Source organism: Micromonospora sp. NBC_00389 (assembly GCF_036059255.1).
GTDB lineage: Bacteria > Actinomycetota > Actinomycetes > Mycobacteriales > Micromonosporaceae > Micromonospora.
Map to the genome: position 1 here is coordinate 2,677,075 of NZ_CP107947.1, position 22,020 is coordinate 2,699,094.

The 22,020-nt window shown below is 67.5% G+C and carries 17 protein-coding genes; 12 read left to right on the forward strand and 5 right to left on the reverse strand.

All coding sequences use genetic code 11. The features are described from left to right. Positions 1–26 precede the first annotated feature (26 nt). Complete coding sequence (locus OG470_RS12745) at positions 27–2,153, forward strand: DEAD/DEAH box helicase (protein ID WP_328423934.1); 2,127 nt, start codon at positions 27–29, stop codon at positions 2,151–2,153. Between the two features lie 134 nt (positions 2,154–2,287). Here OG470_RS12745 and OG470_RS12750 read toward each other — a convergent pair whose 3' ends face one another. Next, positions 2,288–2,851: a hypothetical protein gene (locus OG470_RS12750; protein ID WP_328423936.1), complete on the reverse strand. Its 564-nt coding sequence runs from the start codon at positions 2,849–2,851 to the stop codon at positions 2,288–2,290. Positions 2,852–3,136: 285 nt separating this feature from the next. Here OG470_RS12750 and OG470_RS12755 point away from each other — a divergent pair, with 285 nt between their 5' ends. Next, entirely contained in the window at positions 3,137–4,378 is a 1,242-nt protein-coding gene (locus OG470_RS12755) for an IS701 family transposase (protein ID WP_328426331.1), read from the forward strand. Positions 4,379–4,544: 166 nt separating this feature from the next. On the opposite strand, the gene OG470_RS12760 is transcribed toward OG470_RS12755, so the two are convergent. After that, on the reverse strand, positions 4,545–4,787 hold the full coding sequence (locus OG470_RS12760) for a winged helix-turn-helix domain-containing protein (RefSeq protein WP_328423938.1): 243 nt from the start codon (positions 4,785–4,787) through the stop codon (positions 4,545–4,547). A 424-nt stretch (positions 4,788–5,211) separates the two neighbouring features. On the opposite strand from OG470_RS12760, the gene OG470_RS12765 reads away from it, so the two are divergent. The 6 genes from OG470_RS12765 (at position 5,212) to OG470_RS12790 (ending at position 12,753) form a co-directional block, all read left to right on the forward strand. After that, on the forward strand, positions 5,212–5,466 hold the full coding sequence (locus tag OG470_RS12765) for a hypothetical protein (protein ID WP_328423940.1): 255 nt from the start codon (positions 5,212–5,214) through the stop codon (positions 5,464–5,466). Next, on the forward strand, positions 5,463–5,726 hold the full coding sequence (locus tag OG470_RS12770) for a DivIVA domain-containing protein (protein ID WP_328423942.1): 264 nt from the start codon (positions 5,463–5,465) through the stop codon (positions 5,724–5,726). Before OG470_RS12765 ends, OG470_RS12770 begins: the two co-directional genes overlap by 4 nt. Then, entirely contained in the window at positions 5,723–5,986 is a 264-nt protein-coding gene (locus OG470_RS12775; RefSeq protein ID WP_328423944.1) for a hypothetical protein, read from the forward strand. Before OG470_RS12770 ends, OG470_RS12775 begins: the two co-directional genes overlap by 4 nt. 9 nt (positions 5,987–5,995) lie before the next feature. Further along, positions 5,996–6,397: a GIY-YIG nuclease family protein gene (locus tag OG470_RS12780; protein WP_328423946.1), complete on the forward strand. Its 402-nt coding sequence runs from the start codon at positions 5,996–5,998 to the stop codon at positions 6,395–6,397. Positions 6,398–6,704: 307 nt separating this feature from the next. Beyond that, positions 6,705–9,647, forward strand: a complete 2,943-nt coding sequence (locus tag OG470_RS12785) for an SNF2-related protein (protein ID WP_328423948.1) — start codon at positions 6,705–6,707, stop codon at positions 9,645–9,647. Continuing rightward, positions 9,637–12,753: a sacsin N-terminal ATP-binding-like domain-containing protein gene (locus OG470_RS12790; protein WP_328423950.1), complete on the forward strand. Its 3,117-nt coding sequence runs from the start codon at positions 9,637–9,639 to the stop codon at positions 12,751–12,753. Before OG470_RS12785 ends, OG470_RS12790 begins: the two co-directional genes overlap by 11 nt. Positions 12,754–12,979: 226 nt before the next feature. On the opposite strand, the gene OG470_RS37205 is transcribed toward OG470_RS12790, so the two are convergent. From OG470_RS37205 to OG470_RS12800, 3 genes are read right to left on the reverse strand one after another with little or no spacing between them, the layout of a single operon-like run. Continuing rightward, positions 12,980–13,276, reverse strand: a complete 297-nt coding sequence (locus OG470_RS37205) for a GIY-YIG nuclease family protein (RefSeq protein ID WP_442931192.1) — start codon at positions 13,274–13,276, stop codon at positions 12,980–12,982. Then, on the reverse strand, positions 13,180–14,250 hold the full coding sequence (locus tag OG470_RS12795) for a DUF6884 domain-containing protein (RefSeq protein WP_328423952.1): 1,071 nt from the start codon (positions 14,248–14,250) through the stop codon (positions 13,180–13,182). The genes OG470_RS37205 and OG470_RS12795 overlap by 97 nt, the downstream gene beginning before the upstream one ends. A gap of 27 nt (positions 14,251–14,277) precedes the next feature. Continuing rightward, the gene (locus OG470_RS12800) at positions 14,278–14,880 is read right to left on the reverse strand and encodes a hypothetical protein (RefSeq protein WP_328423954.1); all 603 of its coding nucleotides are present in this window, start codon (positions 14,878–14,880) and stop codon (positions 14,278–14,280) included. A 215-nt stretch (positions 14,881–15,095) separates the two neighbouring features. Between OG470_RS12800 and OG470_RS12805 the strand changes: the two genes are divergently transcribed. Genes OG470_RS12805 through OG470_RS12820 form a run of 4 tightly spaced genes read left to right on the forward strand, consistent with a single transcriptional unit; the run spans position 15,096 to position 21,933 of the window. Then, a complete protein-coding gene (locus tag OG470_RS12805; protein WP_328423956.1) occupies positions 15,096–15,857 on the forward strand; it encodes a DUF429 domain-containing protein in 762 nt (253 codons plus the stop codon). 13 nt (positions 15,858–15,870) lie between these two features. Continuing rightward, positions 15,871–17,106 (forward strand): DUF6361 family protein, encoded by a 1,236-nt coding sequence (locus OG470_RS12810; RefSeq protein ID WP_328423958.1) that lies wholly within the window; start codon positions 15,871–15,873, stop codon positions 17,104–17,106. Continuing rightward, positions 17,093–18,844 (forward strand): phospholipase D family protein, encoded by a 1,752-nt coding sequence (locus OG470_RS12815; RefSeq protein WP_328423960.1) that lies wholly within the window; start codon positions 17,093–17,095, stop codon positions 18,842–18,844. The genes OG470_RS12810 and OG470_RS12815 overlap by 14 nt, the downstream gene beginning before the upstream one ends. Next, positions 18,841–21,933, forward strand: coding sequence for a helicase-related protein (locus OG470_RS12820; protein ID WP_328423962.1), 3,093 nt, complete (start codon positions 18,841–18,843; stop codon positions 21,931–21,933). Before OG470_RS12815 ends, OG470_RS12820 begins: the two co-directional genes overlap by 4 nt. Positions 21,934–22,020: the final 87 nt, after the last annotated feature.

The window sequence follows — 22,020 nt, forward strand, 5'->3', positions numbered from 1 at the left end:
CTGTAGAGCGCTTGCACCCCGCAGTGGTGCACAACGTCGTCAACACTCTCGGGTGGCCGGACTTGCGGCCGTTGCAGCGATTGGCGATGGAGCCGCTGCTCGCCGGCGAGGACGCGCTCCTGTTGGCGCCGACCGCGGGCGGGAAGACGGAGGCAGCGGTGTTCCCGCTGCTGTCCCGGATGGTTGCAGAGCGCTGGAGCGGCACGTCCGTGCTCTACCTGTGCCCGCTCAAGGCACTGCTCAACAACCTGCTGCCCCGGCTAGAGCGCTACACGGACTGGGTGGGCCGACGCGCGGCCCTTTGGCACGGCGACGTGACGACGTCCCGCAGGCGTGCTGTGCTCGCAGGACGGCCCGACATCCTGCTCACCACCCCTGAGTCGTTGGAATCGATGCTGGTCAGCACCAACGTTGATCACCGATTGTTCTTCGAGGGCTTGCAGGCAGTCGTGGTGGACGAGGTGCACGCCTTTGCCGGTGATGACCGAGGCTGGCACCTGCTTGCCGTGTTGGAGCGGCTGACGCATGTGATTGGCCGACCTCTGCAACGTGTTGGCCTTTCCGCCACTGTGGGCAATCCGCCGCAGCTACTGACCTGGCTCCAGGGCTCCGGTGTCGGTAGCCGGCCGGGTCGTGTTGTTGCGCCAGACCTGGCGCTGGCACCCGCGATTGGCGGTTCAGCGCAAATGGCGGCCGGCCTTCCCGAGGGTGGTGGACCACCGCCCGGAGACATCGAACTCGATTACGTGGGCTCGCTGCACAACGCGGCCACGGTCATTGCCTCGCTACACGCGGGAGAGAAGCGCCTAGTTTTCTGTGAATCCCGACAGACGGTCGAGGAACTGGGCCAACTGCTGCGCGAGAAGGGCGTGACCACATTCCTTTCACATGCGTCGCTCTCCGCAGACGAGCGCCGCCGGTCAGAGCAAGCGTTCGCCGAGGCGCGCGACTGCGTGATCGTTTCGACGAGCACGCTGGAGCTGGGCATCGACGTCGGAGACCTGGATCGGGTTATCCAGATCGACGCCCCGTCGACGGTGGCCTCCTTCCTGCAGCGGCTCGGTCGCACAGGTCGTCGGTCCGGCAGCAGCCGGAACTGCCTCTTCCTAACGCGCGACGGCGCGGCATTGACCGAGGCGGCGGCGTTGCTGCTGCTCTGGGGCCGAGGCTGGGTAGAGCCGGTCACTCCGCCGCCTGAGCCCCGGCACATCGTGGCCCAGCAGGTACTCGCGCTGTGCTTGCAGGAGCACCGGGTTGGTGACCAACTGTGGGCGCAGTGGTGGAATGGGCTGGAACCCTTCGCGCGAAGTGCTGAGCCGATAGTGGGCTACCTCGTCGAGCAGGGCTACCTCGACAGCGACGGTGGCATGCTCTTTATCGGCCTTGCCGCCGAGCTGCAGTTTGGTCGTCGCCACTTCATGGAAATGATGGCAGTCTTCACCGGGCCGCCGGAGTTCACCGTGCTGCTCGGGCGCACCGAGCTGGGCCAGATCGACCCCAGCCTGCTGACCGAGGAGGTCCCGAACGGCGACCGGCGGCTCCTACTGGCCGGACGTAGCTGGCGGGTCACGTACATAGATTGGCGTCGGCGGCGCTGCTTCGTGGAGCCTGCGGACGGCGGGGGCCGGGCACGGTGGTTCGCCGGCGGCTGGGCCGGACTGAGCTTTGAGTTGACCCGGGCAATGCGCGACGTCCTGCTCGGAGCGGATCCGCCAGTAATGCTTACTCGGAGAGCAGTTGAGCGACTGGCGCGGGAACGAGACGAGAGGATCCACCTCGTCCATCCAGGCGGCAGCGTGATCGTGCGGGAACCTAACGGCGACCTGCGTTGGTGGACGTGGGCCGGGTTTCGCGCCAACGCGACACTCACAGCAACCCTGAGCGAAGTGGTCGACCCGGTGCAGCGGTTCGACGACACAAGCATCAGACTCCGTGAGGACCTAACGCCGAGCAACTGGCGGCAGCTCGTCGCGAATGCCGGGGAGCGGCTTTGCCTTCCTGAGGTGAACGAGAAGGCCCTCACCGGCCTCAAGTTCAGTTCGGCCCTGCCGAAGCGCCTGGCCATGGCGACGGTAGCCACGCGGCTCGCAAATTTGGACGCTGCAGCTACTGTTCTGAAGGAGCCGACCCGTTTCGTATCGATTGGCGCCTAGCGATGGTGCTGCTGTCAGGGGGGCTATAGCGTGGGCTGTTAAAGACTGAGGGCTCCTCGACGGGTCCCAGCCCAACTGCGAATGTTGCTCCTCCGGTTCAATAAGTTCCAAGGATGTCAAAGAGGCTAAATCTATCAGAGCCAGCGGTTGGGGTCTGCCATAACGAGCATCTTGTCCAGCTCCTTCAGCGCGGGCCGGCTATACAGATCGCTATATTTCTTGTCCGCGCGGAAGGCCCCGAGGTAACCCACCATCGCCAACAAGGCATCTTCGGCTCGCTGGCCGATGACGTGCTGTTTAGTGGCCGTATCGAAGCGGACATTGTCGGTCCGTTTAGTGACGAGGTCATCGCGGACGTAAATCCGTGCCTCCACCATGTCCACGGTAACGGCGCCCACCAGCCTTACGAGCGACTTGCGTAGTCTATGCCGCTTCCGGCGAGACAGGTCGAGAGCGCCTCGCAGTACGCCCAGGGCAAATTCTTCCAGGCGCTTGGGAGAAAGATGCTCCTCCCGGTAGCGGCCCTCCTGGTGCGCCATATCGCGGTAGTACAGCTCCTCATGGCGGAAGGTCGCGATCAACTCGCTCAGTGACTTCCTCGCCCCTCGTCGCACCTTTGCGCGCTCCGTCAGGAAGGTGTTGTACGGCAATAGCATCACGCCGATGGCGACCACCACGAGCGGCATCCAATCCTTCACGGCATTACGGTAACCCTTTGCTGCGCCTCGGGATGGCCCTCGGCCGGCGACCGATGGTATTCGTCACTCGGTAGCGAGGTCGCGTCTTCGAACCGTTACGAACCGGGGAGTCCCTAATACTCCAGCCGGGGTTGTTGACCATGGCTGAGCTGCGGTTCGATGTGATGCGCGAACGAAGGCAGCCACCGTCGATCATGGACGGTTGTGTGGACTGACCATGATGCAGCGGTGGCTGCCGGATACAGGGTAGACGCCCAGCGGTGGCGGGTGTTGTTCGACGACCTGATGCTGACGGTCGGGCAACGTTTCCGCAGGCCGGAGCCGCGTCGTCGAGTGGGTGACTTCGTCCGTGGCTTGCTGGCGCCGTTGCCGCGGAAGAACTGCTGGACGATTGCGGAGCATGCCGGGGACATGGGTCCGGACGGGATGCAGGACCTGCTGACCCGGGTGAAGTGGGACGATGCCGAGGTCCGCGCCGATGTCCGTGAGTTCGTCGGCCACCACCTCGGTCACGCCGAGGCCGTGCTGGTCATCGACGAGACAGGCGATCTGAAGAAGGGCCAGCACACCGTCGGCGTGCAGCGGCAGTATTCGGGCACCGCCGGGAAGATCGAGAACTGTCAGGTCGCCGTGCATCTGGTCTACGCCACCGATGCTGGTCACGCGATGCTCGACACGGCGCTCTACCTGCCCAAATCCTGGTGCAACGACGCCGAGCGCCGGGCTGAGGCCGGTGTCCCTGAGCAGGTGCGGTTCGCGACCAAGCCGCAGCTGGCGTCCCGGATGATCGCCGCAGCGGTCACCGCCGGGCTGCCATGTCGATGGGTGGCCGGCGACGAGGCCTACGGCAACGATCCGCGCCTGGCCGCCCAGCTCCGTCAGCTGCGACTGGGCTACGTCTTGGCCGTGGCCTGCTCTCATCAGGTGATCACCGGCCTCGGCGTCTACCGCGTTGACGCCCTCGCCGCCGGTCTTCCCGCCACCGCCTGGCAGCGGGTCTCCGCTGGTCGAGGCGCGAAAGGCTATCGCTACTACGACTGGTCCTTCACCGCCCTGCCACACGCCGCCGACGCCCACGGCGGGCACCACTGGCTGCTGATCCGCCGCAACCGCCGCACTGGTGAGCTGGCCTTCTACCGCTGCTGGTCACCCGAGGCCGTCCCGCTACGCAGCCTCGTCCTGGTGGCCGGCCGCCGCTGGAAGATCGAAGAGTCATTCCAAGCCGCGAAGACCGGACTCGGCCTGGACCAGCACCAACACCGCCGCTGGACGTCCTGGCACCGCTGGACCACCCTGACGATCCTCGCCCACGCCTTCCTCGCCGCCGCGACCACACACCGCAGCCGTCCCGACCCGGCCGGGCTGATCGCGCTGACCGCCAACGAACTACGCCACCTGTTCAACACCCTGATCATCGAACCCACCCGCCGCCGCTGCGACCCACTGCTCTGGTCAATCCGCCGACGCCGTCACCAAGCACGAGCCATGACCAGCCACTACGCCCGACAAGCACTCACCGAACCGTAATCACAATCCCCGGCTGGAGTACTAAGGGACGTCTCGTAACTCGGTGATGGCGTTGCCCGTAGCCGCGTCGGTGTTCAGCCGCCGAGGGCGATGTTGTGTAGGTGGGCGATGGCGTTCGTTCGAGGTAGTGACCAGCCCCGATGTTGGTGCCGCCGCCTTCTTGCCCTCATCCGCTAGAGGATTTGGTAGCTCGGTCGGCGACGAACGTTCCCTTGCCCTGTTGGCCTTCGACCAGGCCTCGGTCGCGAAGGATCCGTAGGGCAGCCTGCGCAGTGGAAACACTGACCTTGTACTGCTCGGCCAGCTGGGCGTACGTGGGCAGCTTGTCGCCCGGAGCCAGCTCTCCGCTGTCGATCTGCTCGGTGATGGCGTTGACGACGCGTAGATAGTCCGCGGGTCGGTTGGGCATGTGATGGCACTCCTCGCTCGGCTCTTCGATTTGAGCACGAGGACGTCATCAACTACAAGATGCATGTTGACTTAGGTAAGTACGTCACCTAACGTCGTCGGCGCGGGTTTCCTCGCTCGGCAGCTTGGTTTCCCGCGCTTTGGGTGATTGCCCGAACGGTGTCGGGGCAGCGGCTGTGGCAGAGCGCTCATGTCATCAGAGCTGTCCCGGCATCGCCGAGTCGGAAGGTCTCCGGCTCCGCGACTGGGCAGGTAGCACGGATGCGCCGGCAGCGACGTGTCGCACATCTTTCCGCTGCTCAAGGCCGCTGCGGAACGCATAAGCAGGCCCGGGGTGGGTGCTGGGCTCCGGTCGGTACGGACGCGCGGTCGTACCGTCCGACCCCGCCCGCCTCGGCGCCGCACCCAACAACCCAGGGAGGGACATGGACTCGATCGACGACATCCTCGGTGAACTACCCGTACCGACCCACGTCACCGCCGAAGACGTCAGCTTCGCCGTCAAGGCGGTCACCGTGCACGCCGCCGAGCGGTGGCCCGGCGGCCCGCGGTGTCGCAACGACCGCGCACCTCACCCCTGCCGCCTGCACCGCTGGGGCCGTCGGGTCCTCGACCAACGCGGCCCCACCAACCGGCAGATCCGCGCGCTGATCGCCGAGCAGGAGGCGCCGCAGCGATGATCTACGTGACCGGGGAGCGTCTGCAGCCGCACCACGCCCGCGTCGCCTCCTTCGATACCCGCTGGCGTGGCCTCGACCCCGCCCAGGTGCACGACTACCTCAACCGAGTAGCCGACGAACTCGAACGTCTGCACCGCGAGCTGACCACGGCGAACACTGAGGCCGAACGCATCCGCCAGGCGCTGCGGCAGTGGCAGTCCCGGCACACCGGCTGCCGCCACACGGATCCAGCTTCATCAAACAGCCGGTGGCAGCGATGACCGCACCCCGCTGGGTCATCCACCTTCCCACCACCCTGACCAGCCTCGACGGGGCTATCACCCTGGCCGTCGCCCTACGCGACTCGCTCGGTCACGTCACCGCCATCGACTTCGGCGAGACCACCCTCAGCGAGGAGGATCAGCAATTCCTGCGTACCCGAATCTGGTGCGACGCCAAGCTCGACGGGGCCGGCCGCTGCCGGCGCCGCGACGACCACGACGGCCCGTGCGGGGACACGGATGAGGGCTCACGCCGGTAGCGTCCGGGGATGCCCGACACCGCGCGCGACGACCTGCTGGCCGGCTTCACGGCTCCCCAGCCGTACGCCATGGAGACTGTCGCCGGCGCTCCCCGCGCGCCCGGCGTGGTCCTCGACGGCGGCATGGTCATCTACGTCGGTCGGACGAGGCGGGGACTGCGGGATCGCCTCCGGCAGCACCTGACCGGCAACCGCGGATCGTCGGTGCTGCACGACCAGGTCGGCCAGCTCCTCGACACCGCGGGCAACGGGGCGTCGGCCGCCGACATCGCGGGCTGGCTGGGTCGGTGCGAGGTCCGCTGGCAGGAGACCGACAACCCGGAGGGTACGAAGGAAGCCCTGGTCCTGGCCCTCAAGCCGCGCTTCAACCGGCAGGTGCCGAAGCCACGCGACGCGGACGGTGGCGAATAGCGGAGCAGCGCGGGGGCGACTGCCCTAAGCCGGAACGGCTCCGTCTTCCCACCTTCGGCGCAGATCGATCTCCATACGGCTGAGCGGGTCCGTCGAGACCGTCGAAGCGTGCCTATGCTCTGGGCATCGGGCGAGACTGCGGCTGAGGGCCAGTCGCGTGGGGCGAGTTCGAGGGGCGCGCGTGGCATTCAACGTCGGTGACATCGTTGCCGTTCAAGCCGACCCCAGTCGACTCGGACCGGTTATCGGGATTCTTCAGAGCGTCGATGGGTTCGGCCGCTATCGCGTCTTCCACGAAGCGGGAAGCATGCGCGAGTACGCAGAGGACCAGCTGGTTCTTGTGGCGGCGCAACAGGAGGCAACGACTGGCGGCCTGACTCCCGAGGAGTTCCGAGCCCGCCTGGTCGCCGCCCGGCTCAGTCACCCGCTCACCGACCACGTCTATTCGCTGCGGGCAGCGCGGATCAAGTACGTGCCGTTTCAGTTCCGGCCACTCCTGCGCCTCGCCCGCGCCGACGAGCCGCGGCTGCTCATCGCCGACGACGTCGGCGTCGGTAAGACCATCGAAGCCGGCTTGATCATGAAGGAGTTGGCTGCCCGACAGCCGCTGGACCACGTGCTCGTCCTCTGCCCCAAGGCGCTCACGGTCAAGTGGCGCGAAGAAATGCGCCGCTTCGACGAGGACTTCCGGGTGCTCGACTCGGCGAGCCTGCGCTACTGCCTCAACGAGGCTCACCTGGACGGCGCCTGGCCCGAGGAGTACCGGCGGGCGATCGTGCACTACGAGCTCTTCGCGCGCACGGCATATCTGAAGGGGGATGCCAAGCGGAAGAAGAACAAGGGCCTGCGCGAGCTGGACCCGCCGCCTGCCTTCGACCTGGTGATCGCCGACGAGGCACACCACCTGCGTACGCCGGGCACAAACTCGCACGATCTCGCCGAGTACCTCAGCGAGATCAGCACTGCCCTCGTCCTGCTGTCCGCGACACCGGTGCAGACGCAGGCCCGGGACCTGTTCATCCTGCTCAACCTCCTCCGCCCGGACCTGTTTCCCGATCGGCAGACGTTCTTCGAGGTCGTCGAGCCCAATCGACACCTCAATTCCGCCGTACGGGCCCTGCGCGGCGGTGCGCCTGACGCCGCCAAGGAGGCGCTCAAGGCGCTGGACACCGCCGCGTACACCAGCTGGGGCCGGCAGGCGATCGCGATCGACCCCCGGTATGACGACGTGCGCAGACGCCTGGACGCGGCCACCTTGACGACCGACGACAGGGTCCGCTGCGTGCGCGAGATCGAGGAGCTGAACACTCTCGCGCCACTGGTGAACCGCACCCGCCGACGGGACATCGGAGGGTTCACCATCCGTGAGCCCCACACCGTGTCGGTGCCGTTCACACCGGTGCAGCGCCAGTTCTACGACCGCCTGCTGGAAGCCCGCCGCGACCAGCTGCTCACCCGCTACAACCCGGTCGTGGTCCGCCTGATTCTCGATACCCTCGAGAGGCAGGCGTCGAGCTGCCTGCCCGCCCTCGCTCGACGCATCGTGGCGGCCGGCGAGCCGGCCATCACGGACCTGACCGACGCCCCCGAGGCCCAACCGGACGAAGCTCCGCCGAGGCTTCCCCTCCCGACGGACCCGGACCTCCGTGAGATGGCCCGTCAACTGCAGCCGTACGACCCCAAACTCGAGCGGCTCCTCCAGGCCGTCAGCGACGCCCGCGCCGTCGACGGTCCCGGAAAGCTCCTCGTCTTCTCGTTCTTCCTCGGCACCCTCGACTACCTCGCCGAGCACCTGACGGCGGCCGGCGTACGCGTCGGGGTCGTCACCGGACGAGTAGCCGAGCCCGACCGGCAGCGCCTGCGGGACCGGTTCCGCCTCGACCGGGAAAACGCGGAGGCCATCGACGTCCTGCTTTCCAGCGAGGTCGGCTGCGAGGGCCTCGACTACGAATTCTGTGATCGGCTCGTCAACTACGACATCCCCTGGAACCCGATGCGGATCGAACAGCGCATCGGCCGCATCGACCGGTTCGGGCAGCGCAGCCCGAAGGTGCTGATCCTCAACTTCGTGACCCCCGACACCGTCGAGGAACGCGTGTTCTACCGCTGCTGGGATCGGCTGGACCTCTTCCGAGACACCGTCGGCGACCTCGAAGGTGTGCTTGGCGAGATGACGCAGGACCTGACGGCCATCGCCACCAGCCCGGACCTGACGCCCGAGCAGATGGAGGAACGGGCTCGACAGCTCGCCGACAACGCCGTCCGGCTGGTCGCCGAGACCCGGGGCGTCGAGGACGCGAGCCAGGACCTGCTTGGCTTGGACGACAGCCTCACCCAGGACCTCGACGCCCTCGTCGAAGAGGGCCGGGCAGTCACCGAACAACAGCTGGAGGAACTGGTCCGCGCGTACCTGACGCGGCCCCCTCTCTCCGGACAGCTCGATCGGCTTGCCGAGGACGAGCTGCGGCTCCGACTGCCTCAGTCCGCTCGGTCAGAACTGCTCGCCGCCATAAGCCGAAACGAGACGAGGCTTGGCGGCGGCCGACCCGTCCAGCAGCTGCGCCACTGGCTCAACGAGAAGGACAGCGGCCTGCGGCTGACCTTCTCCGACGAGGCAGCCCGCCGAGATCGGTCCATCACCTTCCTGACCGCCACCCATCCGCTCGTTCGCCTCGCCGTGGTGGCCCTCGCGCCAGCTCAGGACCAGCAGCTTCGCGCGCAGCTTCGGGTCGTCGATCCGGAACTGCCGGAAGGCCGCTACGCCTTCGCCTGCGACACCTGGGAGACGATCGCCGTGCGGCCAGAGTTCCGCACCATGTCGTTCGTCGTGGACGCAGCCCGGCTGACGGCCAGCAGAATCGTGGAGCGTCGCCTCTTCGCGCTGCTCGCCAACGCGCTGCCCGGGGATGGCGGACCCGCCGCAGACCTGCAGGACGCGGGAGCGGCACTTGACAAATACGCCGAGCAGCGCCGCCGAGACGCCGCGAGGGACGCCCACGCCCTCAACCAGGTATTGCTGGCCCGCCGAACCGGAAGCCTCGAAGCGCACCACCAACGAGCCCTGCAGCGCCTCGACGACCGCCTCACCAACGAGACCGAGCCTCGAATGCGGACCATGCTCACGGCACAACGCGCACGCGCCGTGCGGAAATTCGAGCAGCGCCGTGAGCAACTAGAAGAACGACGCCGGGTCGACATCGTCAGCCATCGCATCGCAGAGGGAGTGCTGACGATCAGCCATGCCAAGTGACTACACCCGCATCCGCCAGGACAACATCCGGGAGTACGGCGAGGGCACCCGCCACCTGGACTTCCTACAACGGCTGTACGCCGACCGCACCCATTTCATCCTCGAGCTGCTTCAGAACGCCGAGGACGCCCGCGCATCCCAGCTCACGTTCACCCTGCACCCGAATCGACTCGTCGTCGAGCACGACGGCCGCCCGTTCAACGAGCAGGACGTCCGAGGCATCTGCGGAGTCGACGCCTCCACCAAAACCAGCGAGCTGACCAGCATCGGCAAGTTCGGCATCGGCTTCAAGTCCGTCTACGCCTACACCCTTGCACCCACGGTGCACTCCGGCTCGGAGCACTTCCGCATCCGCCACTACGTGCGCCCCGAGACCGCTGATGCGCCTCCTGACTTGCCCCACGGCCTCACCCGGTTCGATTTCCCCTTCGACCGGGGAGATGTCGGTCCGGAGACCGCGTACACCGAGATCCGCGGTGGCCTGCAGCGGTTTGATCCGGCCGCACTGCTGTTTCTTCGGCATGTACGGCAGGTCGCGGTCGAGGGAGGCACCGGTGCGGTCACCTTTTCTCGCCGGGAGCGAGGCGAGTCGTCAGCAGACGTTGAGCTCGAAGTCCGCCAGAACGATCGGGTGATCAACCACCAGTACTGGGAGCTTTTCCGCCGCAGTCTCGACCGCATCGGGCACCCTGGCAGGCGGGTCGAGATCGCGTTCAAGCGAATGAGCGGCGCGCCGGATGCTCCGGTGGAACCGATCCCCCACGCGCCGCTGGTCGTGTATTTCCCCACTGACAAGCCGAGTGGGATGGGGTTTCTGCTGCAGGCACCGCTGCGGACAACCCCTGCGCGCGACAACATCCCTGATCGGGAGCCGGACAATGCCCGTGTCATCGCGGAGGCGGGCCACCTGCTGATCGACGCATTGGAAGAGCTGCGCCGTAAGGGCCGTCTTGGGCTGGACGTGTTCGGCGTCCTTCCCATCAGGAAGGTCGACTTCCCCGAAGGCTCACTGTTGCGGCCGTTGTTCGACGCACTGCTCCACGCTGTGCGGACCCGGCCACTTGTTCCGGTCGCCGGCGCTATGGGCCACGCTTCTGCCACCCGGATGCGTCTTGCCCGAAGCGCGGGCCTGCGGGAGCTCTTGACGCCGGAGCAGCTAAGAGCGCTCGAGGGGGTGACCGAACCGCTGCAGTGGCAGCCGGCGCGACTCACCCGGGAGCGCAATCGCGACCTGTGGGACTACCTCACCGACACCGTCGAGGTCGACGAGCTCGATGCCGAGTGGCTCGTCGATCAACTCGACAGCAAGTTCCTTGAAACCGTCGAGGACGCGTGGCTGGTCCAGCTCTATCGATTCCTCGCCCAGAGGCCGGCACTGTGGCGCAGGCCGCACCCTCCCTGGAACCGCCCGGGGCCTGCACGCCTGCTGCCGCTGATCCGGTTGGAAGACGGTCGCAACATTGTGCCATTCGACGCGGGTGGACGTCCGCAGGCGTACCTGCCGGGTCCGGCGCCGTCAGGTTTTCCGACGGTGCGCCGGTGGATCGCGGCCAACCCGGAGGCGCGAGCGTTCCTCGAAGATCTCGGCCTCTCCGAACCCGATGCAGTGGATGAGGTTCTCGAATACCTCGTGCCGAGGTACCGCGATCTGCCTGACGCTGTGGATGACGACCAGCACGGGGCCGATCTTGAAATGATCCTTCGCGCGATGCGCACAGCGACGAGACGACGCAGGGACGAGCTGGTCGAGGCGCTACGCAACACGCGGTTCCTGCAGTGCCGGCCAGCAGGCGGCTCGACGTACGCATTCCAGTCCCCATCTGTCGCGTACTGGCCTCAAGAGGACCTGGAACACTACTTTCTGCCCAGCCCTCATGGCTGGTTCCTGCACGATCGCTACCGGCCACATCACAAGGAGCTCAGCCTGCTAGGGGTGGCAGAAGCGGTCCGGGTCGTCGCGTCGCAGCCGAATGCACTGGGACACGTTGTCATCCGGGCAGACCATGGCGACCACAGCCGGGGGCTGCACGGGTTCGATCCCGAGCTGCGCTTCGCCGGCCTCGAAGCTGCCCTGACCCACGCTGAACCCGCTCGGTCCACGTACGTCTGGAATCGGCTGTTGCTGCCGTATGCGAGCCGGCTGCGAGGGACCGTGGAGGCCTCGACCCGGCAGGACTACTCCAACAGCAAGTCGGTCGAGAAGATGTCCAAGGGCCTCGAACTCGCGATGTCTCATGCGTGGCTTCCGACGGAAGCCGGCGATTTCGTGAAGCCCGCCAAGCTTTCGCTGGACGATCTACCCGACGACTTCGAGCCGAGCCAGGTCCTCGCCGACGCACTCGGCATGATCTCCTCCGCCATCGTTCAGGCGAGCGCAGAACTCAACCTGCCCGTTGCCTTCCTGCGCTTCCTCGGTGAGAGCCCGGAAGCGGTCGCTGAACTTGACCAGTTGCGTCGGCGTTTCGAACAGAAGGAGCATGAATCGGGCGTGAGCGACGCTGCCGCCAGACTTACTCCTGATGGATATGCGGACGCCCTGCAGGATGCCTTCGACAAACCGGCAGCGAACGCCGATCCGGAGAGCCCTCTGGTGTCAGGCGGCCGAGTCACCGCCCCAGTGATTCGGCGGCAGCGGACCCGGGATGACATCAGCGAGGACCTGGCGGACGAGCCGGCACCGCGAGACAGGTTCCGAGTCATCGGGCGCAAAGTCTGGGACGGCAAGGACCCGGCAGTCCGGCAGTTTCTGCTGGAGCAGTACGCCGGACATTGCCAGATCTGCACTGCTACGTTCCCCAAGCGGGACGGATCGCCGTATTTCGAAGTTGTCCATCTCGTCTCGCATACGGCTGCGGCCTGGATCGATCGTCGCGGCAACACCCTGTGCCTGTGCCCCACCTGCACCAGCAAATTCCTTCACGGACACGTCGAGTCGGTTGATCTGCTGCAGCAGATCCAGCAGTGGAGCACGGGCGCGGAAGGCGGTGGCGGTAGTAAGCTCCGGATCCAGCTCTGCGGCTCGCCGGTCGTCATCGGCTACACCGAAAAGCACCTGCTTGATCTTCAGGAAATGATCAAAGCAGATGACTTGACGGCGCCGGTGTAGCACAGCCCCTCGCCAAGCTGTGTGGGTCAGCTGGCATTGACGAAATCCCGGTGCATCGCCTCGGCCGGTACGTCGAACATCCCAGGCCAGTCGTAGCGCCTGGCGCAGTCGGCCAGTTGACGTCTCGCCTTGGCGCCCAGTCGGACAAGGTCGCGCTGCGCGTGATTCCGTCCCACACCTGCCCCATGCTGATCATTATCTCTGCAGTGACGCGGCGGACGGAGGCTCAGGTGTACCTGCGCCGGAGTTCCGTGATGCGAGCCCGGATAGTCGTCCGAGGCATGCCTTTGAGGTTGAGGATCGGGTTCGTCTCCCCCAGTACGGCTTCCTCGAGTCTGCCGAGGGTGTCCGCGTCGCCGCAGGGCACCGTGATGACTCTCAAATGGTCGTACATCCAGCTAGTGAGGTGGTTCTCGTCGATGCGGTCTAGGTCTGCGGCGTTCGCCAGGATTGCGCCGAGCGTGCGGCGAAGGTGGAGAACTCGTGGTTTCCGCCGAGGTGCATCCCGGCGATGCGGGACCAGAGTGTGTTCGTGGACCGCTTGCCGCTGGGCCATCGGGTAGCGCCGGCCAGGCCTACGTAGATCAATCCGGGCGGGATCGGAAGTTGGAGTCCACGAGCCAGATCGGCGGCACCGGTGTCGTCAACCCACCAGCTGTAGAGGCCAGGGACCTTCAGGTGGGCGCCCTGGGAGGCGAGGAATTCCTTCGGCGTGATCGCGGCATCGTCAGTGGTGAGGCCTTCGACAAGGCTGTCGGCCATGGTGCCCGGCTCGGCAGTGGGCCGGACGGCGCCGGTCGTCCGTTGTGCGTCGTACCAGTGCAACCGCGCTCCAATGGCCATGCCGCGCAGCGGGTCAACGACGTGGGCGCCCTCGGCCGTCAGGTGATGGGCGATGGCACCGACGTATGCCGCCCCGGCGTGCACTTCGACAACGAGTCCGCTCAGTGGGCCGGCGAGGAGGTCGAGGCGTTCCACCGCCCAGAGGCCCCACGCGGCTCGGTAGCTGTCCGACGTGCGGGGCAGGTACCGCTCGTAGGGAGTCAGGAGTTGGTCTGGAGTCACGAGCGCGTGTTCGGCCGACAGGATGAACCATGGGACACCCAGATGTTCGGCGTAAGTGCGCCCCCTGCGGAACAAGGGAGAGGTGTAGAGCCGGCGTGCGGGTGCCGGCACGTCGAGCTTGGTTTGCGCGCAGGCAAGAAGGAGGAGATTGGGGCGAGCGGCTTGGTCCGGGCGGAACGTGGGGGCAGCGGGCTGATCGGTTGCGTCCTCGTGGTGCGCCGTCCGGAGGAACGTGATCTCTTCTCCGAGGACCAGGTGTCCGAGCGTGTAGCCGGCCGAGCGCCAGATACGGACGTGCGGGCGGTCGCCGGACCACCAGGCGCGGTGCCGTGTTGCGGAGGGTGGCAGACCGCCGACCATGCGGTCGAGTTCTGGCCACGTCAGTCGAACCGACGGCTCACCTCTTGCAAGGCCTCGCTCAGTGCGGTCCATTGCGTCATTGGGGCCTCCTGCCCGGAATTAGCGTGCCGCCCGGATGTCGATGCCAAGCCAGCGGAACTGCCCGTTCCGGCCTTCGACATTCGTGTAGTCGTTCCAGGCGAGTTGATAGGTGCCGGCGAGATGCCGCTCGTTGGCCGTGTAGTAGTTGCCTTCCACGCCCCAGCGCAGCGTGCCGGTCAGATTACGGTCTTCGTGGATGCGGTAGTCCTGGTCGCGCGTGGGTCGTGATCGGCTGGGCGGGGTCCACAGCGCCTGATGGTTGGTAAGCATGATCGCGAGCCCGTTCGTCAGGGTGGGATCAGTAGCGCAGAATCCCTCCAGCCGGGCGACATCGAAGATGAAGTTGCGGCGGGCCACGTCGTCGGCCGCGTGTGCCCGCAGCTGGAACTGCTCGCTGCTTGTCGGGTCGGTACCGTCCCACCGCGCGGTGAAGTACTTGAACTCGATGGCAGTGCGTCCGTGCGGTCCGCAGCACAACAGGTCGAGGTGTTCGCCCCCGGATTGTCTGGCCTCCAGCCGAACCTCGACCGAGGGCCGCAGGCTGTGTAAGGCCCAGGCGAACGCGTGCTGGAAGTCGGCCTCCGAATGGAAAACAGATCGCCGCGTGATCAGCTCGGCCATGACCGTAGCCACCTCGGTGTCGCCTGCAATCGAAGTCATCCGACGCCTTCCTCCCAAGGATGTAAGAGCCATCGTGTCGTGCCTGTGCGACATCCTCGGCGTGGGTAGCAAGCCGCAGCAGCCTGGGTGGAGGCGCGCTGCCACAGCTGAACGTCGCGCAACAATCATCGATCGGATCATGTCCGATCAGGTCCGGCGTATCTAGTGTGGTTGTGGTGTTGACCCTCGGCGTTGACCTCGCAGCAGCAGACAAGCGCACGGCGATGGCCGCGATCGAGTGGCTGTCGGACCGCGCGGTGGTGCGGGACCTGATACTCGACGTCAGCGACGCCTGCATCGTCAAGGCCAGCCAGCACGCGGACAAGACCGGGCTGGACTGCCCGCTCGGATGGCCGGGACCGTTCGTCGCGCTCATGACGGCCCACCAGTCCGGTCACGTCACCATCGCCGAAGGCGAGGGCGAGGGCGCACAGTGGCGCCGTCGCATGGCCTACCGTCTCACAGACGAGGTCGTGCGCGAGAAGACCGGAATCGTTCCGCTCAGCGTGGCAGCGGACCGCATCGCGCACACCGCTCTCCGCTGCGCCGGCCTGCTGGCAATGCTCGCCGCCGACGGGCAGGACGTCGATCGCTGCGGCGGCGGCAAGATCGTCGAGGTGTACCCGGCGGCGGCCCTGAACTGCTGGGGGCTGACGCACCGCGGTTACAAGGGACGAGGCCAGCAGGTCCAGCACGCCGACCTCGTGACCGCACTGTGCGCGGCCGCACCGTGGCTGGAGCTGGGAGCGTTCGAAGCGCTGTGTCGGCGCAGCCACGACGCGTTCGACTCGGTGATCGCGGCGTTGAGTGCGCGCGCCGCGGCGATCGGGAAGGCCAGCCGTCCGAACGACGGGCAGCGGGCGGCCGCGCGTACCGAGGGCTGGATCGCCCTGCCCACCTGCCCACCCAGCGGCCTCATCGATATGGCAGAAGCATGAGCGAAAGGCACCTATGACTTCGGGACTGAGCTGGTTGGACAGCTCCCGCGACGACCAGCAACGCATGCGCGAGCTGCTCAAGCTCTTCAGCGACACGGAGAGCCGGGACGAGTTGGGCATCGGCCAGGTCCGCGACGCGTTCAGCGACCTGCTCTTTCCCGGTACCTCCGTCCTCCAGAACCGAGCCCGATATCTGCTGATCGCGCCCTGGTGCTACCAGGAGGCGCAGCGGCGCGGGCTGCGCGGTGACCGCCTCGCCGCGCAGGTCGACCGCAACGAACGGAAGGTGATCGACGCCCTGCTGCGCGGAGACAACACCGAGGGCGTGATCGGACGGCGGGCCGGTGTCGGCGTGCGAACGCTGCCGTCGAGCATCTACGCGGCGGCGCTGCTGCGGTACGGCATCCGCACCGGTGACGACGACGCCGCATCGGACCGGCGGTTGGCAGCCAGCATGGCCGAGGCCGATGAACTGACCGAACGGTCGAGCGGAACCTGGCACCCGACGCTGCCAGGGGCGCCGGCGGGCTTCCCTAATGAGGTCGAGGGTGGGCTGAGGCTGCGCCCGGATGAGGCCCGCTGGCTGCGCGAGCGGATTCTCGCCGCGGCGCCGAACACCCTGTTGGCGTACCTTCTCGCGGCTGAAAACCGCCCGGGTTGGGACAGTGAGGCGGCGTGGGATGAGCCGGCCACGCTGGCCGCGCCGGAGCCGATCGGCTCGCTGGTGCGCGATGCCGAGCGATTCTCGCTGGCGATTCACGGCGCGGCGCTGTTGTACAACCTGCTCATCGCCGATCGGTACGAGCAGGCGGGCTTGACCGAGCACGAGGAGCCGGTGGCCTGGTACCGCGACGCCCTTCTGGACTGGAACGGTCGAGTGTCGGCGGAGCACGGCCTCAAGGGCTGGGACCGGTCGGGCATGTGGACCCGGCTCATTCAGCAGAACCCGCGGATCGCCGCGAACGTCGCCGCACGCCGGTTCATCGACCGCTGGCTCGACGCGGTCACCAGCGGAGCCGCGGGCGACGCCGCCACCAACCAGAGCCTGCGGAACCTCGTGGCCGAGCGGGAACGGTCGGTGAAGAAAGGCCAGTCGCGGCTGGTCAATGACAAGCTGCTGCGCACGTGGAGTGGTGCGTCGGGCAGCCGACGCTTGGTGTTTCGCTGGCCACAGGTTCGCCGGATCCTCGCCGACATCCACGACGGCTGCGCCGCCGATCTGCCGGAGGCTGCCGGTGCTCGCGCCTGACTCTCGTGCGTTACTGCTGGATGCTCTGCGCCCGCCGCCGGGCGCGCGGCTGTCCCGGGCGATGGCGTTGACGTTCACCCTGGATCTGGAGAGTCTGCTGGTCGCCCCGCTGGCGTTCGCCGCGCATGGCGTGCGTGAGTCGACGGACCCGATTGCGGTGATGGAGGGCGTACGGCACTGCGCCGACCGCATCGACGTGTTCTGTCAGACGGGGCAGATCGTGGTGCCACCGACGCAGTCTGCGCTGTTGGCGTTCGTCGAGCCGATGGTGCACCAGGTGCGCCGGCCCAGGCCGGGCCACCTGTTCCACCCGAAGCTGTGGGCGCTGCGCTTCCACGACGAGGCGACCGGGGAGACGTCGCTGCGGCTGCTGGTGCTCAGCCGCAACCTGACCAAGGATCGCAGCTGGGACGTGTGCCTGCGCCTGGACGGTAACCCGGGCACTCGCCGGGTGGCGGGCAACAAGCCGTTGTTCGACCTCGTGCAGCACACGTTGCAGCTGACGGTCGCGCCCCTGCCGGCGGACCGGCGGGCGGCGATCGAGGCGCTGGGTGAGGATCTGCGTCGGGCCGAGTGGGAGTACCCCGAGGGCGTGAGGGAGATGTACTTTCATGCACTGGGGGTGCCCCGTGCTCGTCCACCGGACTTCGAAGGCACGCGTCACCTCGTCATTTCGCCGTTCTGTACGCCCGGTGGCCTGGATCGGTGCGCACCGAGCGGCCAGCTGGCGCTGGTGAGCCGGCAGGAGACGCTCGACTGCCTGCCGCAGGAGAGCCTGGCCGGATCCGAGGCGCTAGTGGTCAGTGCCCTGGCCGGCCTACCCGTCGAGGGGGCGCCGTCCGCCCTAGAGGTGCTCAGTGGGCTGCACGCGAAGGTGTACGTGGTGGAGAAGGGCCGCCAGGCACGGGTCCTGCTCGGCTCGGCAAACGCCACCGATGCGGCGTTCAGCGGCAACGTCGAGCTGCTGGTGGAGCTGGCCGGTAGCCGCACCCAGTGGGGCATCGACGCGCTCCTGGGTCCCGATGCGGGATTCCGGGAGATCCTCGAACCCTACGAACGCCATGACGCCACCGAACCGGAGCCGGAAACGGGCGTACTGCGTGATCTGGTCCGCGACATCGCCGCCATCCCGCTGTCGGCCACCGTCACGTCCGCAGGAGACGGCTATGGCATCCGGCTGACCTCCGAAGACGCCCTGCCCGACGTGCCGGGCGTCCGCATCACCGCGCAGCTGCATACGCGCCGCGGCGAGGCGGCGCTGCTTCCTCCGGGACAACCGGCGGACGCGACGTTCAGCGGGCTTGCGCTGGTCGACATAACCCCGTTCGTCGTCGTCATCGCGGAGGACAGCACCGGTCGGGAACAAACCGTCGTCCTGGCCACCCTGATCGGCGACCCCGCGCACCGGCTCGACCACGTCATCGCCCAACAGATCGACACGCCGGAGAAGTTCCTGCAGTTCCTGCTACTCATGCTCGGCCTCGGGACCGAGGCTGCCGCCGCCGTCAGCGGCGGCGCCGGCGATAACGGCACCTGGCGCACCAGCGGGACCGGAATCCTCGAACTGCTACTCAACGCTCTCGTCGACCGGCCGCAACAGCTCGACGACCTGGCCCGGCTGGTCACCCGCATCGAAGCCAGCGGCGACAGCAAGCACCTGCTGCCGCGCGGCTTCACCGAGCTGTGGCGGGTCATCACGCAGGCACGTGACACGATGACAGAGGCGGTGCGCTCGTGAAGCGGTACGACGCCGGCCCGGTCATGGCCGGCTTGAAGGACTTCCAGCGCGCCACGGTCGCGCACGTCATCGACCGATACTTCGGCACCGAGGCGACCCGCCGCTTCCTCGTCGCCGACGAGACCGGCCTCGGCAAGAGCGTCGTCGCCCGAGGCGTCATCGCGCAAACCCTGCAGCGGCTGCAGGACGACGACAGCGTGGAGCGGGTCGACGTCATCTACGTCTGCTCAAACCAGGACGTCGCGCGGCAGAACATTGGCCGGCTACGGGTCACCCCCGACGAAACAGTCACCCTGTCCAGCCGGCTCACCCTGCTCGCCAAACACGCGGACCAGCTCAACGCCACGACCGCCACCGCCGGCAAGCCGATCAACCTGGTCGCGTTCACCCCCGGCACCTCCTTCGACCAGGGCTGGCGCACCGGTACGGCGGAGGAACGGGCGCTGCTGTTCCTGATCCTCGAACAGGCCAACTCATGGAACGGCTGGCGAACCCGGGCCGCGCTACGGGCGTTGCAGGCGGGCGTCGCAACCCCTGAACGGTTCGAGGAGCAGTGCAACCGCCTGTGGACGCAACTCGACGGGAAACTCGACCCCACGATCACCGGCGAGTTCCTGCGCCAGGCGCGGCAGCGGGGCCTGCTCGACGAGTTCGACGCGCTGCTCGACGGCATCGGTCGGCGCTCCAGCCTGCCCAACGCGCTGCGCGAAGACGCCCGCAAGCTCACCGGCGATCTTCGTACGGCGCTGGCCACCGCCGGCGTCGAGGTCCTCGAACCCGACCTGATCATCCTCGACGAGTTCCAGCGGTTCCGGGAGCTTCTCGACCCGAGCGGCGGCGAGGGCGCCGAGCTCGCCCGGCACCTGTTCGACTACCGGGCCGCCCGGGTGCTGCTGCTGTCGGCCACCCCGTACAAGCCGTTCACCTTCGCCGAGGAGGCTGCCGCCGGCGAGGACCACTACGCCGACTTCCGGCAGGTGCTGCGCTTCCTCAGCGACGACGAGTCCTGGCACGCCGACGTGACGAAGGCGTTCGAGGCGTACCGGGACGCCCTGGTGCGCGGCGAGCCCTGCGGTGACCTGCGCGAGTGGCTGCGCAATCTGCTGCTGCGCGTCATGTGCCGCACGGAACGGCCCGTGCTCGGCCAGGACGGGATGCTGCGCGAGCACATCAGCCTCGCCGACGACCTCGAGGTCCCCGACGTGCGCAGCTACGTGGCGATGCGCCGAATCGCCACCACGCTCGGTGCCCCAATGACCGTCGAGTACTGGAAGTCCGCCCCGTACTTTCTGAATTTCCTCGACGGGTATCAGCTCGGTGACAAGGTCCGGACGGCGCTCGGTGGCCAGCCACACCCCGAGGTGCCCGCGCTGTTGGCCTCCGCACAGCTGCTTGACGGCGACGTGATCAGCCGACGAGAGCCGGTCGATCTTGGCAACGGCCGGCTGCGGCAGCTCGCTGCGGACACTGTTGACCGAGGCTGGTGGCAGCTGCTGTGGCTGCCCCCTTCAATGCCGTACTACGCGCTCGGCGAGCCGTTCGCCGGCGCGGCGCGCGAGGGCATCACCAAGCGGCTGCTGTTCTCCTCCTGGAACGCCACCCCCACGGCCGTGGCAGGGCTGCTCAGCTACGAAGCCGAACGCCGGCTGGGCCGGGCGGGCGAGGCACACCGACACCTCGACTATCGCGTGGAGCACGGCCGCCCGGCGGCGATGAGTACACTCGCGCTCTTCTGGCCGCATCCCACCCTGGCGGCGCTGTGCGACCCCCTGGCCCTGGCCCGGCAACGACCGGACGAAACCGCACCACTCGAGGTCCTCGAGCGGGAAGGCCGGGAACGGCTGCTGGATCACGCCTCCACTGAGCGTGCGGACCCCGGATCGGGCACCGCAGAGCCGTGGGAGCTGGTCTTCCGGTGGCCCGGCGCCGATCCCAGCATCGAGGACGCCGCCGCGACCCTGGGTACGTCCGCCGATGACGATGGGGCGGCCACCGGTCTGGACCGGCACGTGGCACGGGCCCGCGAGCTGGCGAGCCAGGCCGCCTACCCGACAGCGGGCCACCTGAACGGGCTGATCGACAGTGTCGCGGCGATCGGTCTGCACGGCCCCGGCAACATCGCCTGGCGGGCGCTGTCCCGGCTGATACCTGGCAGCACCGTCACACCGGAGGGACACTGGCGAGCGGCCGCGCTGCTCGCCAACGGGCTGCGATCCCTGTTCAACCGGCCCGAATCCGCGCAGTTGATCGACAGCCTGGCGATGGGCGAGGTCTACTGGCAGGCGGTGCTGCGTTACTGCGCGGCCGGGGGTCTGCAGGCGGCCCTCGATGAACACCTGCACACGCTGCGCAGCTCCGCCTCGGACACCGGGCTGGACGACGACGGGCTGTACGCGCTCGCCGAGGAGGCGCGGGAGGCGATCGCCAGCCGCCCGTCGACGTACGTCGCCTTCGACCCGCACCACCCCAACCAGCCGATCAAGCTGCCGGGCCGGTTCGCGCTGCGCTACGGCGGTCGCGGCGAGGAACAATCCCAGGTCGACCGCAAGGTGGCCGTACGCCGTGCCTTCAACAGCCCGTTCTGGCCGTTCGTCGTCGCAACGACCAGTGCCGGCCAGGAGGGCATCGACTTCCACCAGTGGTGCTCGGCCGTCGTGCACTGGAACACCCCCGCGAACCCCGTGGACTTCGAGCAGCGCGAGGGGCGTGTGCACCGCTTCGGCGGGCACGCCGTCCGCCGCAACGTCGCCGCCGCACACCGCGCCGACGCCCTGCGCTCCACCGAGCCAGACGTGTGGAAGGCCGCCTACGACGCCGCCCGAGCGATCTCGGGGGAGCTGGGCGACTTTGCGCCGTACTGGGTGTTCCCCGGGCCGGCGAAGATCGAGCGACACGTCCTGCCATACCCGCTCAGCCGCGACCAGGCGAGGCTCGACCGGCTCAAGGCAGACCTGGTTGTGTACCGGCTGGCGTTCGGCCAGCCACGCCAGGAGGACCTGCTAACCCTGCTGCGACGTCAAGAGAACGGCGCAGAGGGGGTGCCTGACATCCTGGATCTGCGACCAACCCCACAGGGAGGGCGGTCGTGAGGGCCAAACCGTTTGCTGTCGGGCCCCTTGACCGCCGATCACACGGGCTGTGGGAGCGGTTCGTTGCGCGAATAGCAGCATCTGTCA

What these genes read in the sequence shown, in the direction of transcription:
- OG470_RS12755 (WP_328426331.1), top strand. Translation starts at nt 3,137, where the DNA reads ATGCTGACGGTCGGGCAACGTTTCCGCAGGCCGGAGCCGCGTCGTCGA.
- OG470_RS12760 (WP_328423938.1), bottom strand. Translation starts at nt 4,787, where the DNA reads ATGCCCAACCGACCCGCGGACTATCTACGCGTCGTCAACGCCATCACC.
- OG470_RS12765 (WP_328423940.1), top strand. Translation starts at nt 5,212, where the DNA reads ATGGACTCGATCGACGACATCCTCGGTGAACTACCCGTACCGACCCAC.
- OG470_RS12770 (WP_328423942.1), top strand. Translation starts at nt 5,463, where the DNA reads ATGATCTACGTGACCGGGGAGCGTCTGCAGCCGCACCACGCCCGCGTC.
- OG470_RS12775 (WP_328423944.1), top strand. Translation starts at nt 5,723, where the DNA reads ATGACCGCACCCCGCTGGGTCATCCACCTTCCCACCACCCTGACCAGC.
- OG470_RS12780 (WP_328423946.1), top strand. Translation starts at nt 5,996, where the DNA reads ATGCCCGACACCGCGCGCGACGACCTGCTGGCCGGCTTCACGGCTCCC.
- OG470_RS12785 (WP_328423948.1), top strand. Translation starts at nt 6,705, where the DNA reads ATGCGCGAGTACGCAGAGGACCAGCTGGTTCTTGTGGCGGCGCAACAG.
- OG470_RS12790 (WP_328423950.1), top strand. Translation starts at nt 9,637, where the DNA reads ATGCCAAGTGACTACACCCGCATCCGCCAGGACAACATCCGGGAGTAC.
- OG470_RS12795 (WP_328423952.1), bottom strand. Translation starts at nt 14,250, where the DNA reads ATGGACCGCACTGAGCGAGGCCTTGCAAGAGGTGAGCCGTCGGTTCGA.
- OG470_RS12800 (WP_328423954.1), bottom strand. Translation starts at nt 14,880, where the DNA reads ATGGCCGAGCTGATCACGCGGCGATCTGTTTTCCATTCGGAGGCCGAC.
- OG470_RS12810 (WP_328423958.1), top strand. Translation starts at nt 15,871, where the DNA reads ATGACTTCGGGACTGAGCTGGTTGGACAGCTCCCGCGACGACCAGCAA.